Genomic DNA, 14,139 nt, shown 5'->3' with positions numbered 1-14,139 from the left:
TCCGGTTCAGCCGAGCTGACGCCGGACCAGCTCGTGGAAGAGGCCGCCCGGCTCGGCGAGCAGCCGGCCGGGCGGCCCCTGCTGGACCACCCGTCCGTCCGCCATGACGATCACCCGGTCGGCGTCCATGATCGTGGACAGCCGGTGGGCGATCACGACGCGGGTGGAGCGCAGGGCGCGGGTGGACTCGATGACCACGCGCTGGGCCTCGTTGTCCAGCGCGCTGGTGGCCTCGTCGAAGAAGAGGACGCGCGGCTTGCGGACGAGGGCCTGGGCGATCATCAGCCGCTGGCGCTGGCCGCCCGAGACGGTGCCGCCGCCGTCGGAGAGCACGGTGTGCATGCCCATGGGCATGGCCTTGACGTCCTCGGCCAGGCCCGCCATCGAGGCCGCCTCCCACGCCTCCTCCAGCGAGTAGGTCCCGGCGCCGCGGATGCAGTCGAGGATCGAGCCGGAGAAGGGCTGGGCGTTCTGCAGGACGACGCCGCACTGGCGGCGCACGGCCGCCCGGTCGAGCGCCGCCAGGTCCTGGCCGTCGTAGAGGACGCTGCCGGAGGCCGGCTTGTCGAAGCCGATGAGCAGCCGCAGCAGGGTCGACTTGCCGCAGCCGCTGGCGCCGACGATCGCCACGAACTCCCCCGGCCGTATCGCGAACGACACGTCGTCGAGCACGAGGGGGCCGTCGTCGGTGTAGCGGTAGGACAGGCCCTTGGCCTCGAGGGCGCCGCTCAGTTCTCCGGGCTGGACGCTGGAGCCGGGGACCTCGGTGGGCTCCCGCAGGACCGGCTTGATCTGTTCGAACATCGGTTGCACGGCGGCCGCCGAGAGGAGGGCGCCGGTCAGCTGGGTGACCGAGGACAGCATCATCGTCACGGCGGTGCTGAAGGTGAGGAACGCGTCGGCGGACATGCTGCCCCGGGCGGGGCCGGCCAGCAGCATGAACATCACCAGCGTGCACAGTGGCAGATAGACGGCGTTGAGGACGGTGACGGCGTTCTTGACCCGGCCGATGCGCTGCTGCAGCTCACGGGTGCGGGCGAACTCCCGGGCCCAGGCCGCGTAGGCGAAGCTCTCGGCCGCGGCCACGCGCAGCTTGGGCAGCCCGCGCAGGGTCTGGAATGCCTGGTTGTCGAGCTTGTTGCCGAGCGTGATCAACTGCCGCTGCCAGCGCAGCTGCCACAGGCCGAGCCCGAGGAAGACGACGGCGACGACGAGCAGCATGGCGAGGGCCGTCATCGCCAGCGGCACGCTGTACACGAGCAGCAGGACGAGGTTGACCGTGCCGACCGCGCCCGCCTGGAGGACCACCGGGCCGATGCCGGACAGCATGTGGCGGATGGAGCTGACGCCCATGGCCGCGGCCGCCAGCTCGCCGGTGGAGCGGCCGGCGAAGAACGACGTCGGCAGCCGCAGCAGCCGGTCCCACACGGCGGGCTGCACGGTGGCCTCGATCCGGCCCTCGACGCGCAGGACGGAGATGTTCTGCAGCAGCGTGAAGACGGCCGAGACGACGCCGGTGGCGATGAGCGCCATCGTGGTCTGCACGATGAGCCCGTTCTCGGCGCGGGGTACGTACGTGCCGAGCACCCGGCCGGTGGCGATGGGCACGAGCGCGCCCAGGGCGACGGCGACGAGTCCGCCCACGACGATGCCGCGCAGGTCCCCTCCGGTGCCGCGCGCGCTGAAGCGCAGCAGCCGCGGCAGGCTCACGTTCCCGGGGGGCAGCGGGCGGTAGAGCATGACGGCGTGCGGCGCGAAGGCGGCCTCGTTGGTTGTGCCGACGCGCTCGCGGGTACCGGTGGCGGGGTCGACGGCCTCGTACCGGCCGCGCCGCCACAGCAGGGCGACCGGCGCCTCGTCCGCCTCGCGCCGGCCCACCAGGGGCCCGAGGTCCTCGCGCCACCAGCGGCCGCCGAGGGCGACGGTACGGGTGCGGATCCGGGAGGCGAGCGCGATGCGCTCGAGGGGGTCCGTCCGCGCGGAGGCCGCACCGGCGTCGGCCGGTTCGGTCACGGCGATGCCGGCCGCGTCGGCGACCAGGCGGAAGGCGGCGAACGTCGCGTCGTCGCCCGCGCCCCGGCGCGGTCCGCCGCCGGAGCGGCCGATGGAGGCCAGCAGCGTCCGGTCCGCCCGGTCCCGGGCGGCCTCGCCGGCCTCGATGCCGGCCGCCGTGCGGTCCTCGTGGGCGCGTTCCAGCTGTTCGATCCAGCCGTCCAGGGCGTACAGCAGCCGGTACTGCTGGTCGACCATGCCCTGCCACATCGCCGCGTCGATCAGCAGGGTGCCGGCGGTGTGGTCGCCGTATCCCTCGTAGAGGGCGCCGTACTGCACGCTGCCCGGCGTGATCTGCATCCACAGGACGTCGTCGTCGGCCCCGCCCGGCCCGGTGGTGGCACGGCCGTCCAGCGGCGCCTGGTAGAGCACGCGCAGGCCCCGGCCGACGCCGAGCGCGAAGGCGTCCTCCAGCGGGCTGAGCGTCGCGCCGGCGGGCCCGTACTGGCCCTGCTCGGCGTACCACTGGCCGTCGTGCTCCGGGCGGTACAGCTCGCGCAGCTCGACGCGGCGCAGCAGGCAGCCCTGCAGGGGCCGTCCGACGAGCGTGTGCGCGGGGCCGTCGGCCGGGCCGAGCAGCAGGGTGCCCGCCTGGAGCCGGCCCAGGAAGTGCCAGTGGCCCTCCTGCGCGGCGTCGACGGCGAACAGGTCCAGCTCGCCCTCCACGACGAGCCACAGGACGAGCGGGCCCTCCAGTGACAGGCTGCGCAGGCCCGTGCAGTCGACCGCCGAGCCGAGCGAGCCCAGGGCGGCGACGACCGGGTCGGGGGCGACGTAGGTCTGGTGGGAGGTCGTCACGTCAGTGCTCCTTGACCAGGTCGGCGTACGGGCCCCGCGCGGCGATCAGGTCCTCGTGCCGTCCGCGTTCGACGACCGTGCCCCGGTCGAGCACGACGATCTCGTCGCTGTCGCGGACCGTGCTCAGCCGGTGGGCGATGACCACGCAGGCGCAGCCGCGGCGCCGCAGGTTGTCCATGACGATCTGTTCGGTGGCCGCGTCCAGGGCGCTGGTCACCTCGTCCAGGACCAGCACGCTGGGGCGGCGGACCAGCGCCCGGGCGATCTCCAGGCGCTGGCGCTGGCCTCCGGAGAAGTTGCGGCCGTCCTGTTCGACGCGGCTGTGGATGCCGCCGGGGCGGCGGGAGACGACGTCGTACACGGCGGCGTCCTCGAGGGCGGCGACGACGGCCTCGTCCGGGATGGAGGGGTCCCACAGGGCGACGTTGTCGCGGACGGTTCCCTCGAAGAGGAAGACGTCCTGGTCGACGAAGGAGATGGAGGCGGCCAGCGCGCCGCGCGGGATGTCCTCCAGCCGCATGCCGTCGATGCGGATGGTGCCCTCCCAGGGGGCGTAGAGGCCGGATATCAGCCGGGAGACGGTGGACTTGCCGCTGCCGGAGCCGCCGACGAGCGCGACCTGCCGGCCGGGGCCGACCGAGAGCGAGAAATCCTTCAGCAGTGGGGCGTCCAGGGGGCTGTAGCCGAAGGTGACGGCGTCCAGCTCCACATGGCCCTTGAGGCGGCGGGTGCCGGCGGAGGGTTCGCGGCGCGTGGAGAGGGGGTCGACGGGGAAGTTCTCGACGTCCCTGAGGCGGGCGACGTCGGCCGCGAAGTCCTGGATCCGCCCGGCCACGCCGTTGAGGCGGGTGATGGGGGCGGTGAAGCCGGTCACCAGGGCCTGGAAGGCGACGAGCAGTCCGACCGAGAGGTGCCCCTCGACCGCCCGCAGGCCGCCGGTCATCAGGATCAGCGCGCTGTTGAGCGCCGCGAGGGTGGGCGCGACGACCGCCAGCCACGCGCTGGGGACGCCGAGCCGCTGCTGGACGTCGAGGGTGACGGCGTGCTGACCGGCCCAGCGGCGGAAGAAGCCGTTCTCGCCTCCGGTGGCCTTCATCGTCTCGATGAGCGTCAGGCCGCTGTAGGAGGTGTTGACGAGCCGGGCGTTCTCGGCGCGCAGCTTCTGGGTGCCGGTGGCCCGCACATGGATCACGATCCGCATGGCGACCACGTTGAGCAGCGCGATGCCGATGCCGAGGACGGTCAGCTGGGGGTCGTACGTCCACAGCAGCACGGCGTAGAGGATCACGACCACCGCGTCCACGCCGGCGGCGGCGAGGTCCCTGGCCAGCGTCTCGGCGACCGCGTCGTTGGACCGCAGGCGCTGGACCAGGTCGGCGGGGTTGCGCTGGGCGAAGAAGGTGACCGGGAGCCTGAGCAGGTGGCGCAGGAAGCGGGCGCTGCCGAGGGTGGAGGAGATGACGCGTCCGCGCAGCAGGTTGGCCTGCTGCAGCGCGGTCAGCGTCGCGGTGAGCACCAGGGTCGCCGCCATCGACGCGAACAGCACGCCCAGCGAGGACGTCTGCCGCCCGATCAGGAACATGTCGATGTAGGTACGGCTCAGCGCGGGTACCACCGCGCCGACGACCACCAGCAGGAGGCTGGCGAGCACGGCGGCGAGCAGGGTGCCGGAGGTGCCGCGCAGGCGGGCGGGCAGGGCGCCCATGACGCCGGGCCTGCGGCCGGTGCGGCGGAAGCCGTCGCCGGGCTCGAAGGTGAGCACGACGCCGGTGAAGCCGGTGTCGAACTCCTCCATGGGGACGAACCGCCGGCCCTTGGCCGGGTCGTTGATGTGGACGCCCCGGCGGCCGAGGCGGCGGCCCATGCCCTCGTGGACGACGTAGTGGTTGAACTCCCAGAAGAGGACGGCCGGCGGGCGCACTCCGGCGAGGGCGGCCAGGTCCATCTGCATGCCCTTGGCCGTCAGCCCGTAGGCGCGCGCGGCCTTGAGGAGGTTGCTCGCGCGGGAGCCGTCGCGGGAGACGCCGCAGGCGATGCGCAGCTCCTCCAGGGGGACGAAGCGGCCGAAGTGGCCGAGCACCATGGCCAGCGCGGCGGCGCCGCACTCCACCGCCTCCATCTGCAGGACGGTGGGGGTGCGCACGGTCTTCTGCCGGCCGAGCTCGGGTGCGGGTGCGCGGCGGCGCGCCCCTGCCCCGGTCTCCGGGCGGCGGCGACGGGCGCTCATGGCAGCAGCCAGTCGACGGGGTGGCGGTCGGAGAGGTGGACGGCGCCGGTGACCGGCGTCGTGGAGTCGACGGCGTACGGCGGCCCGTCCGCGGAGGACCACCGGTAGCCGGACCTGGTGGCGGAGGAACGCTCGAGGCGCACGAGCACCGCGACGGGCTTGCCCCGCCGGGTGAACTCCTCGGCGAGCCGGGTGTCGCCGAGGAACCCGGCGACCCGGGCCTGGGTCTGGGGGGCGCGGCCGACCGCCTGGACGCGGCCGCGCAGCACGCCGAACCGCTGCTGGGGGACGGACTGGACGCTCAGGTCGACCGCGGCGCCCACGGATATCGCCCCGCCCTCGTCGCCGGGCACGTACAGCATGGCCACCAGCGGCTCGTCCGGAGCGCTCACGCGTTCCACGGTCGCCACGTCCGCGCCGGTCGTGACCACCGAGCCCGTCTTGGCGAGCAGGGTCGTCAGCCGCCCGCCGGCCACCGCGCGCACGATGCGGACGCCCCGGTCCGTGCTGACCTCGGCCAGGGGCGCGCCCGGGGACAGCAGCCGGCCCTCCTCGGCGAGGACCCGGGTGACCTGTCCCGCGTACGGGCTCTGCAGCAGGTAGCTGCCCTGGGCATGGGTGAGGAGGCCGGGTGCGCTCAGCTTGGAGGAGACGGAGCCGGTGAACGCCCAGAAGCTCGCGGCGGCCATGACGACGACCGTGACGGCGAGGGCGAGCCGGCCCTGCGGCCGCGCGAAGCGTACGGGCACATCGAGTTCTTCGGGCGATTGCAGCTTGGAAAGCGCCTTTTGGCGGAACTGCACGAACTATTCCTTCGACTGCATTCGTGGCACGGGTACTGAATTCACTGGCATTTCAACCGGACGCAGTGGTTCCGGGCAGCCATGAACCCCGGAACGGGGGGAGTTCCGGGGTTCATGGACAAAACGTCGATCAGAGGCCGGCGACGCCGACGTTAACGCCGACGATGCCCTCGACCGCGCCGACCGTCGGGCGCACGGCCTGGACGGTCTGCAGGTTGGTCACGGTGCCCAGGACAGTGTGAACGTCGCCGGTCACGCCGCCGAGCAGACCGCCGGACACGCTGACACCGCCGGAAACGGCGTCCAGCTCGGCGTCGGCGATCTCACGGGTCTCGATGTCGTTACGCATTATGGGCGCACCTTTCATTTGTCCGACTGTTTATCGACGAGCCGCGGCGTATCCCGGTCGAAATCGACCGCCGTTCAATGGAACCGCTGCGGTGCGCAGATATAAGCACGGGAACGGGTGGCACGGCCAACCGTGTTGACGCTCCGCGGCACTCCGGACGGCGGATCAGGCCTCTCGTTTTCCGACTCCTATACCGAGCCGTCACAACTTCTTCACAAGATCGAGTAACAGATTCGAGGGGACCTGCACGCTCACGGAACATAAACGGACACACGCTCATCAAGCGCGTCGGGCATACCCGGCATAACGAGGGGCGAAGAGGAGCCGGCGAGCCCGCGGCGCGCATCGTGTGAAGATTCATTGAAACGACGCTGGGTGACGGACCCGCCACGCTGCGCCCCGAGTTGCGGCGGGAGAGCCCTGTGACCAGGGCTCATGCCATCCGGACGTCAGCGGCGCAGGTCGCGCGAGAGGTCGATGAGGTCCTTCGCCAGGGTGGTGACGACCCGTTCGCGGAACTCGTCGGGGCTGAGCTTCACCGGTGCGTCGGGGCCGACATGCCCGACGATGACGCCCGACGGCGCCTCGACCTTCGCGGTCTGCTCCTCGGATATGCCGTCGAGGGAGTGCGCCACGGCCCCCGTCACCGCGCTCTGCATCGACTTGGCCACGCTCAGGTCGTCGACGCAGAACCCGACATAGGCCGCGACCACCTTGCCGGAGCCGTCCACCACGCGGATCCCCTTGGCGATGGCGTTCCCCCCGCTCACGGTCAGCGTCGGGAGGCCGTCCGGCGACCGCGTCAGCGCCAGCGTGCCCCGCTCGACCACGGGATTGGCCAGGGCGTCATGCGAACCGCCGGAGCCGCCGGAACCGTCGGACCTCTTCGCTGCCTCGTGATCAGCCACGGTGCCTCCCCTTCGCCGGAGCGTTCGGACATGCTCCCGGCGCCTACCCCGTGGCTCCGTGCCGATACGCGACGGCGGGCGGACACCGGCGTCCGCCGGGCCCGGACAGCACGCGGCCCGGCGGCCCGCTCCCCGTCGAGGGGAGCGGACCGCCGGGCGGGACCGGGCCGGGCGAGGAGGGAATCAGGCCTCGCGGCGCCGGCGGCGCAGGCCCACGACCACCGCGCCCGACGCCGCCAGAGCGGCCGCGCCGGAGGCGGCGGGCAGCCAGGGGCGGGAGGGGGCGGTGGCGGGCCGGTCCTCGGCGAGGGCGTAGCCGCCGGCCATGCCCTTGCGGTCGTACGCCGAGCCGGGCAGCTTGTCGCCGTAGCGCTTGGAGACGAGCCCCTGGTACGCGGCGAGGGTGACGCGCGGCTTGCCCTGGAGGGCCACGCCGGCCTCCTTGTTGAGCGGCTCGACCGAGCCGTCGCCGGTCAGCCGGTACCAGGCGTGGATCTGCGGCTCCATGAAGGTCCGGGCCTGGTCCGTGCCGCGTTCGGCGGCGCTGATGTCCGCGTCGCCGTCGCGGATGCCGGCCAGCTGCCAGGCCTGGTCGCCGCCGCCCTTGCCGGGGGCGAGCAGCACGGCGGCCTGGTGACCGCCCGTCGCCGAGACGCGGGAGGCCAGGTAGGACACGCGCAGGGCACCCGCGGCGGTGGGCTTGGCCTTGCCGGTGACGAACTCGGGCGCGAGCTCGTAGAAGGGGACGGGCTTCTTGAGGTCGAAGCCCGGCGCTGCGGGCGACTTCGCGAGGCCGCGCGGCGCGGCGGCGGTACCGCCGTCCGCTCCGGTGGCCGGGGTGCGCTGTTCGGTGGCCGTCAGGAAGCGGGAGACGGTGTCGTGGACCTGGCCGGATCTCAGCACCTGCTGGGCGGCGGCGTAGTCGGTCGGGCCGGGAGTGGCGGGTGCGTCGGCGGCCTGTGCGGGAGCGGTCGCGCAGAGGACGGTGACGGCGGCGGCCGCGAGCAGGGCGGCGGCGCGTCCGGTCGTACGGTGCATGGTGGGTCGTCTCCTTCTAGCTGTGGATGCCGATGCGCGAGTGGGTCCACCGGAAGGAGTTGTTTCCGGCGTAGGTGGAGTAGTTCCACCAGGTGTACGTCTGCGTGCTGGGCCAGGGGTCGCCGACCGCGACCATGTTGCTGGTGCTGTCGTAGCCGTAGATGACGTTCATGTGGCCGCCGCCGGAGGTCCAGCCGATGCGGACGGCGAAGGGGCGTCCGTTCGCGATCTCGCTCTGGGTCTCGGCGAAGGAGGCGTTGCGCCACAGGTCGGTGCCGCTGTTACGGAAACCCATGTTCCGCAGGCCGTTGGCCATGTCGCCGAGGGTGGCGGGCTGGTTGTTGCAGTCGAGTCCGCTGTTGCCCTGGGCGGCCAGGCGGCAGAAGTCGTACTGGTTGTAGTTGGTGTAGCCCCAGTAGTTGGCGATGGTCAGGCCGGAGGCGTCCCAGCACCACTGGTCCCGGACCTGCTTCTGCATGCCGATGTTGAGGAGCTTCTGTCCGGCGGGCTGGGTGGAGCCGCAGACCGGCAGTCCGCCGGTGTCCTCCCGGATGAAGGCGTCGGCGATGTAGAAGGTGCCGGACCAGATCCAGCGGGAGTTGTTCTCGACGACCTCGCCGGTGGTGCGGCAGGACATCGAGACGCGGTCGCCGACCCGTGAGGTTCCGGTGATGCCGGCGGACAGGGACGGCTGGGAGCGCTGGTTGACGGTGCTGAAGTTGCCCTGCCCGCCGACGACCGTGCCGGTGACGGCGGCCTGGGCCTGGGGGGCGACGCCCATCAGGAGCCCGCCGGACAGGACGGCGGCCATGGTGGTCAGGAGGGTCTTCCTGCGGCCCGGTATACGGGACGGCAGATGGAATCTGCGCATATGGGGGGTTCCTTCTGTTCGTTCAGGCGTTCCGGCGGCCGCGGCGGCGCAGCCGGAACGCGAGGGATGTGCCGAGGGCGGCGAGGGCCAGGGCGGCGACGCCGAACGCCACCGCGCCGAACCCCGGTCCGTCCTCGGAGCCGGATGCGGAAGCGGCTCCGCCGTCCGCCGGCGGCGCGCTCGAGGGCGCCCGCGACGGTGCGGGCGGTCCGGCCGACGCGCCGGTGGCGGCGGTCAGGGATGCCGCGGTCACCTCGGTCTCCGCCTCGCCATGTCCGAGGGCCGGGAAGGCGGTCTGCGCCGTGACGGTCCAGCGGCCGGCGGGCAGCGCCTCGGCGGTGGTGAAGGTGCCGGGCTTGTCCGGCACCTGCACGAACCGCCAGGGGCCGAGCGTGGTGCCGTCGGCCGAGGTGGCGGTGAGCGTCCCGGCGACCTTCTCCCGCACGGGGTGGCCGTCGTCCTCCCACGTCGCCGTGGTGACGGGGTGGCCGGCGGTGACGCCCGTGACGGTCAGCCGGATGGTGTCGCCGTGGGCGTGGGCCGTGGTGGCGGGCCCCAGGACGAGCAGGCCGGTGAGCACGGCGGTCGCTGCCGTGAAGCGGCGATCGGGCATGAGGGGGTGGCTCCGGGTGGGGTGAGGGGTGGCAGGGGCCCTCCGCACGGGCCCCTGCCACCGGTGGGGGGTGGTCAGGAGGTCTTGCGGACGGTCCAGGCCTGGTAGCCGGAGCTGTCCGGGCTCTGGAGCTCGAGCAGCCAGGCCCCGTAGTACGGCCGCTTGCCGACGGCGAGGACGAAGGAGCTGTCCCGCGCGGTCAGGCGCAGGGCGTCCCCGGCCTTGGCCAGCCGCCACTGCTGGGCGGCGTCGCCGGAGCAGGCCCGCTGCGCGACCCACTGGCCCGGTGCCGGATCCCCGCCCGGCTGCAGGCACTTGCCGGACGCGGCCGAGCGCAGCCGCACGCTGCCGCCGCCCGCGTCGTCGAAGTACCACTGCTGAGCGGCGAAGCCGTTGGGCTGGGAGCCGACCAGGACGGTGCCGTCGGCGCTCTTGCCGCCCCAGATCTCGGCGGCGAGCCCGGTGTGGCCGTTGGTCAGCGTGTACCGCGCGCCCGGTGTGGCGGTGGTGCTGCCGACGGGCGGGGTGTGGAACGACACCGTATGCCCGGGCCGGGAGTCGCGTCCGGACCGGTCGCGGACCGCGACGGCGACCGTGTAGTCGGTGTCGGGCCGCAGGTTGTTGATCCGCGCCGAGTTCGGCTGGACCCAGGCCAGGTGACGGCCGCCCAGCAGCAGTTGGTACCAGGCGGCGGAGGGTGCCGCGGGCCAGCTCACCACGGCCGAGTCCGACGTCAGCTGGCCGACGACCGGGACGGGGCCCGTCGACGGTCCGGTGCTGCCGGTCGGGTTCGGGGTCGGCGTGGGAGTGGGGTCGGGGTCGGGCCGGGTGCCGCCGCCCGTCATCAGGAACTGGTTGTTGGCGACGTTCCAGTGGGTGGCGAGGTAGCTGCCCTGTCGCGGATTGGTGTGGTAGTAGTCGTCGTGGTTGCAGTCCAGCCGCTCGTCGTGGCCGCGTTCGGGGCAGACCGTGCGCATCGCCGGGTAGTAGGGGGCGTCCGAGTAGCACATGACGTCCCACTCGTCGGTGCAGTGCGCGGCGCGGCTGGTGTTGGGCGCGCTGTTGTTCACCGCCCCGAGGTTGTGGCCGAGCTCGTGCGCGGCGGTGGAGCCGGTCCAGCATCCGGCGTCGGTACGGCCGTAGGACGGGCCGAAGTTGCTGAGGTTGTCGGCGCCGGGGCGCTCGTCGCCGTTGAAGGTGCCGATGCCGCAGTAGACCTTGGCGTCCGCGAAGATCATGTACTTGCGGTCGCGGCGGTCGAAGCCCTTCGCCGCGAGCGCGGAGTTCGTCGCGCCGAACTCGGACAGCGCCGACTGGGGCACCTCGACGTTGAGCACGGACGGCGCGCAGTCGGCACCGGTGACGAACCGGATGTGGCGTACGCCGCCGGTCTCCTGCGCGCTGGCGAAATAGATGGTGTCGGCGTCGGCGGCCCACTTGCGGAACGAGGCCAGGTACTCGGCGTACCGGTCCTCGCCCGGGCCGTGCACGTACACGACCTGGACGCGGTTGCCGGTGGTGCCGTCGCCGTCGCACTGCACGGTCTGGCCGGCGGCCGCCGTCCGTCCGCTCGGGGCGTCGGGCTTCGGCGCCGCGGGCGGCGGCGTCTTGGCGGCGGCGGTGCCCGCCTGGCGGGCGTCGACGGAGGCCGTGGTCCCGGCGGACGGTGCCCGGTCCTGGGCCGGCTTCCCGTCGCCCGGGTCGCCGCCCGGGGTCTCGGCCGCGTCGTGGGTCTTCGCGGCGGGCGGGGTGTCCTTGGTGATGTCCACGCCCTTGGGCGGCTTGTCGGGGCCGTGGGTGCACCGGCCGTCGGCGGTCCGCAGGACTCCGACGCAGTGATCGCCCTTGGGCGCGGGCTCCAGGCCCTTGTAGACCAGGCCCCGCGTGCGGTCCTCGCCGGGTATTCGGGTCACCGGTTCCGGCGTCTTGTCGTGCGCGGGGGCCGGAGCCGGACCGTCGGCCGTCGCCTGGGCGGTGTACGAATCCGGCCGGGACCGCTCGTGGTCGAAGACGCCACCGAGCGCCGCCGTGCCGACGAGCGCTCCGGCCGTCACGGCGACCGCGGCGATGAGCATGCCTGGTTTTCGACGTCGCTGCCGCGCCTGTCTTCTGCGACCGGGCAAAGCCACACCTCATTTCCTGTGGGGGAGTTGTGGGTGGCGGGAAGTGTGCCAGAACAGACGACTCGTCAGACAGGGGTTGTTTATCGCGGCGTAATGAGGTGCATGTTCCGGGAGAAGACGTGAACACGAGGCGTCGATTTCACAACCCGCCCTGACATCAAGGAACTTGAGAACGTCGCCGCTAAAGGTCTATTCCAATGACCGGCGATCCCAAGGGCGTTGCTTAACAAGATCGTTACCACGGAACAAAACACTCCACTTGTGCGCAATGGCACAGCGTGGCGGCGCTATCACCCTTGATCACTTTCCTTGTGAATCTTTTGAGGCGACACCAAGAAAGACTTATGGGCCGCGAGGACGCGCGACTCCGGACATTCCGGCCGGGTGCGAGCGCCGGCGCCCTCCACCCCACCCGACGGCCGATCAGCCGCCGGACCTCCCAGGGGGACCCGGGCGCGCAAGGACAAAACAGGCGTGGTGCAGGATGACTTCTCGCGCCGGATCCCCTCCTCGACCGGCGCGATGACGATCCGTCGGGACAGGCAGGTACAAGGTGACGCTTCATTACTCCGGTCATCGCCCCGGGCACGGCCCCGGGCGGCACGCCGGGCACGGCCCCGGTCGTGGCTCCGGTCACGGCTCCGGACTTCCGGCCGCGTGCGACGCCCTCGCGCCGCTCTCCGCCACGGACGGAGGGCGCCGATGAACCGGGACCTGACGGCACACGACATCATCGTCGCCGGCATCGCGCTGGCCGCCGGCCTGGCCCTGGCCCTGGTGCTGCGGGTGATCCTGCGCTGGCTCGGCGAGCGGGCCGCCCGCACCGCGTGGGAAGGCGACGACATCATCGTCGACCTGCTGCGCACGATCCTCCCCTGGGCCGCCGTGGCGGGCGGAGTGGCGTCCGCGGCCGCGGCCCTGCCCCTGACGAGCCAGGTCGGGCACACGGTGAGTCAGACGCTGACCGCCTTCGTCATGGTGACCGCGTCGTTCACCGTCGCCCGCGTCGTCAGCGGACTGGTGCGGTCCGTGGCCCAGTCCCGCTCCGGCGTGGCCGCGTCGGCCACGATCTTCGTCAACATCACCCGCGTCACCATCCTGGCGATGGGCTTCCTCGTCATCCTGCAGACCCTCGGCATATCCATCGCACCGCTGCTCACCGCCCTCGGCGTGGGCGGTCTGGCGATCGCCCTGGCCCTGAAGGACACGCTGGCCAACCTCTTCGCCGGCGTGCACATCCTCGTCTCGAAGACGGTCCAGCCCGGCGACTACATACGACTCAGCAGTGGCGAGGAGGGCTACGTCCGCGACATCAACTGGCGCATCACGGTGGTGGAGCAGCTCAACAACAACCTCGTCATCATCCCGAACGCCAAGCTCGCCGGCACGAACATGACCAACTTCAGCCGGCCCGAGCAGAAGCTGTCGGTCACGGTGCAGGTGGGCGTCAGCTACGACAGCGACCTGGACCACGTCGAGCGGGTCACCAACGAGGTCGTCCAGAGCGTGATGAAGGACGTCAGCGGCGCCGTCCCCGACCATGAGCCCGCCGTCCGGTTCCACACCTTCGGCGACTCCCGGATCGGCTTCACGGTGATCCTCGGGGTCGGCGAGTACAGCGACAAGTACCGCATCAAGCACGAGTTCATCAAGCGCCTGCACGAGCGCTACCGCAGGGAGGGCATCCGGATCCCCGCCCCGGAGCGGACCGTCTCCCTGCTGCCGGGCGACGAGGCCGTGATCCCGCACCCCCGCACGCCCCTGGAGTCCCGGCCCGGCCACCCCGTGTCGGGGGGATGACTCCGGATCACGCCGGACGGAACCGGATCACAGCGGGATGGCGCCCCACCGGAAACCGCCGCACGTCCTTTAATCACACACTTTCGGGGGACACCACTGCCGACGGCCCCTGCCCTAGCATTCTCACCAACCGCCGCTCATGCGATCGCATATGAGAATCGGCGATCTTGCATGGCGACCGTCCCTCATCTGGATCACGTCGCCCGACGTGGGCCCCGAGAGCGAAGGAACGAGGTCACTTCATGGTGTTCGACAACAGCGTCCCCGCCGGAAGTATCGAGGGTGTGCAGTGGGTCAAGAGCAGTGCGAGCGTGGGGCAGGGCAACTGCGTGGAGCTGGCGAAGCTGCCCGGCGGCGAGGTGGCGATGCGCAACTCGCGCTACCCCGACGGCGTGGCCCTGGTCTACACCCGCGAGGAGATCGCGGCCTTCCTGAAGGGCGCCAAGGGGTCGGAGTTCGATCACTTGACGGTGTGATGCCCTGAGGCTTAGGCCAAAGGTTGGTGGGGCGGGCATCCAGCCTCCAGACTGGGACTGTCGTTCGTGTCAGTCTCTCAG

Annotated in this window: 11 protein-coding genes; 2 read left to right on the top strand and 9 right to left on the bottom strand. The window is 72.0% G+C overall.

Annotation, left to right across the window (positions count from 1 at the left end):
* Positions 1-6 precede the first annotated feature (6 nt).
* The 9 genes from AB4K12_RS00680 to AB4K12_RS00640 all read right to left on the bottom strand — a co-directional run bounded on the left by AB4K12_RS00680 (position 7) and on the right by AB4K12_RS00640 (position 11,734).
* Positions 7-2,850 (bottom strand): NHLP bacteriocin export ABC transporter permease/ATPase subunit, encoded by a 2,844-nt coding sequence (locus tag AB4K12_RS00680; protein WP_368432241.1) that lies wholly within the window; start codon positions 2,848-2,850, stop codon positions 7-9.
* 1 nt (position 2,851) lies between these two features.
* Positions 2,852-5,077 (bottom strand): NHLP family bacteriocin export ABC transporter peptidase/permease/ATPase subunit, encoded by a 2,226-nt coding sequence (locus tag AB4K12_RS00675; protein WP_368432240.1) that lies wholly within the window; start codon positions 5,075-5,077, stop codon positions 2,852-2,854.
* The gene (locus tag AB4K12_RS00670) at positions 5,074-5,880 is read right to left on the bottom strand and encodes an HlyD family efflux transporter periplasmic adaptor subunit (protein ID WP_368432239.1); all 807 of its coding nucleotides are present in this window, start codon (positions 5,878-5,880) and stop codon (positions 5,074-5,076) included. The genes AB4K12_RS00675 and AB4K12_RS00670 overlap by 4 nt, the downstream gene beginning before the upstream one ends.
* Positions 5,881-6,010: 130 nt before the next feature.
* Positions 6,011-6,229: a hypothetical protein gene (locus AB4K12_RS00665; protein WP_362258898.1), complete on the bottom strand. Its 219-nt coding sequence runs from the start codon at positions 6,227-6,229 to the stop codon at positions 6,011-6,013.
* A 449-nt stretch (positions 6,230-6,678) separates the two neighbouring features.
* Entirely contained in the window at positions 6,679-7,137 is a 459-nt protein-coding gene (locus AB4K12_RS00660) for a hypothetical protein (protein ID WP_368432238.1), read from the bottom strand.
* 183 nt (positions 7,138-7,320) lie between these two features.
* Positions 7,321-8,175: a hypothetical protein gene (locus AB4K12_RS00655; RefSeq protein ID WP_368432237.1), complete on the bottom strand. Its 855-nt coding sequence runs from the start codon at positions 8,173-8,175 to the stop codon at positions 7,321-7,323.
* A 16-nt stretch (positions 8,176-8,191) separates the two neighbouring features.
* On the bottom strand, positions 8,192-9,046 hold the full coding sequence (locus AB4K12_RS00650) for a papain-like cysteine protease family protein (RefSeq protein ID WP_368432236.1): 855 nt from the start codon (positions 9,044-9,046) through the stop codon (positions 8,192-8,194).
* A 22-nt stretch (positions 9,047-9,068) separates the two neighbouring features.
* Positions 9,069-9,659 (bottom strand): hypothetical protein, encoded by a 591-nt coding sequence (locus tag AB4K12_RS00645; RefSeq protein ID WP_368432235.1) that lies wholly within the window; start codon positions 9,657-9,659, stop codon positions 9,069-9,071.
* Between the two features lie 74 nt (positions 9,660-9,733).
* A complete protein-coding gene (locus tag AB4K12_RS00640; protein WP_368432234.1) occupies positions 9,734-11,734 on the bottom strand; it encodes an RICIN domain-containing protein in 2,001 nt (666 codons plus the stop codon).
* Positions 11,735-12,484: 750 nt separating this feature from the next.
* Here AB4K12_RS00640 and AB4K12_RS00635 point away from each other — a divergent pair.
* Positions 12,485-13,582, top strand: coding sequence for a mechanosensitive ion channel family protein (locus AB4K12_RS00635; protein ID WP_368432233.1), 1,098 nt, complete (start codon positions 12,485-12,487; stop codon positions 13,580-13,582).
* Positions 13,583-13,824: 242 nt separating this feature from the next.
* Entirely contained in the window at positions 13,825-14,058 is a 234-nt protein-coding gene (locus tag AB4K12_RS00630) for a DUF397 domain-containing protein (protein ID WP_368432232.1), read from the top strand.
* Positions 14,059-14,139 lie beyond the last annotated feature (81 nt).

It is taken from the genome of Streptomyces sp. C36, assembly GCF_040932295.1.
Taxonomy (GTDB): domain Bacteria; phylum Actinomycetota; class Actinomycetes; order Streptomycetales; family Streptomycetaceae; genus Streptomyces; species Streptomyces triculaminicus.
This window is presented reverse-complemented; position numbering and strand designations above follow the sequence as displayed.

Coding starts and splice junctions, on each gene's coding strand:
- AB4K12_RS00630 (WP_368432232.1), top strand. CDS start 13,825: ATGGTGTTCGACAACAGCGTCCCCGCCGGAAGTATCGAGGGTGTGCAG.
- AB4K12_RS00655 (WP_368432237.1), bottom strand. CDS start 8,175: ATGCACCGTACGACCGGACGCGCCGCCGCCCTGCTCGCGGCCGCCGCC.
- AB4K12_RS00640 (WP_368432234.1), bottom strand. CDS start 11,734: ATGCTCATCGCCGCGGTCGCCGTGACGGCCGGAGCGCTCGTCGGCACG.
- AB4K12_RS00675 (WP_368432240.1), bottom strand. CDS start 5,077: ATGAGCGCCCGTCGCCGCCGCCCGGAGACCGGGGCAGGGGCGCGCCGC.
- AB4K12_RS00645 (WP_368432235.1), bottom strand. CDS start 9,659: ATGCCCGATCGCCGCTTCACGGCAGCGACCGCCGTGCTCACCGGCCTG.
- AB4K12_RS00650 (WP_368432236.1), bottom strand. CDS start 9,046: ATGCGCAGATTCCATCTGCCGTCCCGTATACCGGGCCGCAGGAAGACC.
- AB4K12_RS00665 (WP_362258898.1), bottom strand. CDS start 6,229: ATGCGTAACGACATCGAGACCCGTGAGATCGCCGACGCCGAGCTGGAC.
- AB4K12_RS00635 (WP_368432233.1), top strand. CDS start 12,485: ATGAACCGGGACCTGACGGCACACGACATCATCGTCGCCGGCATCGCG.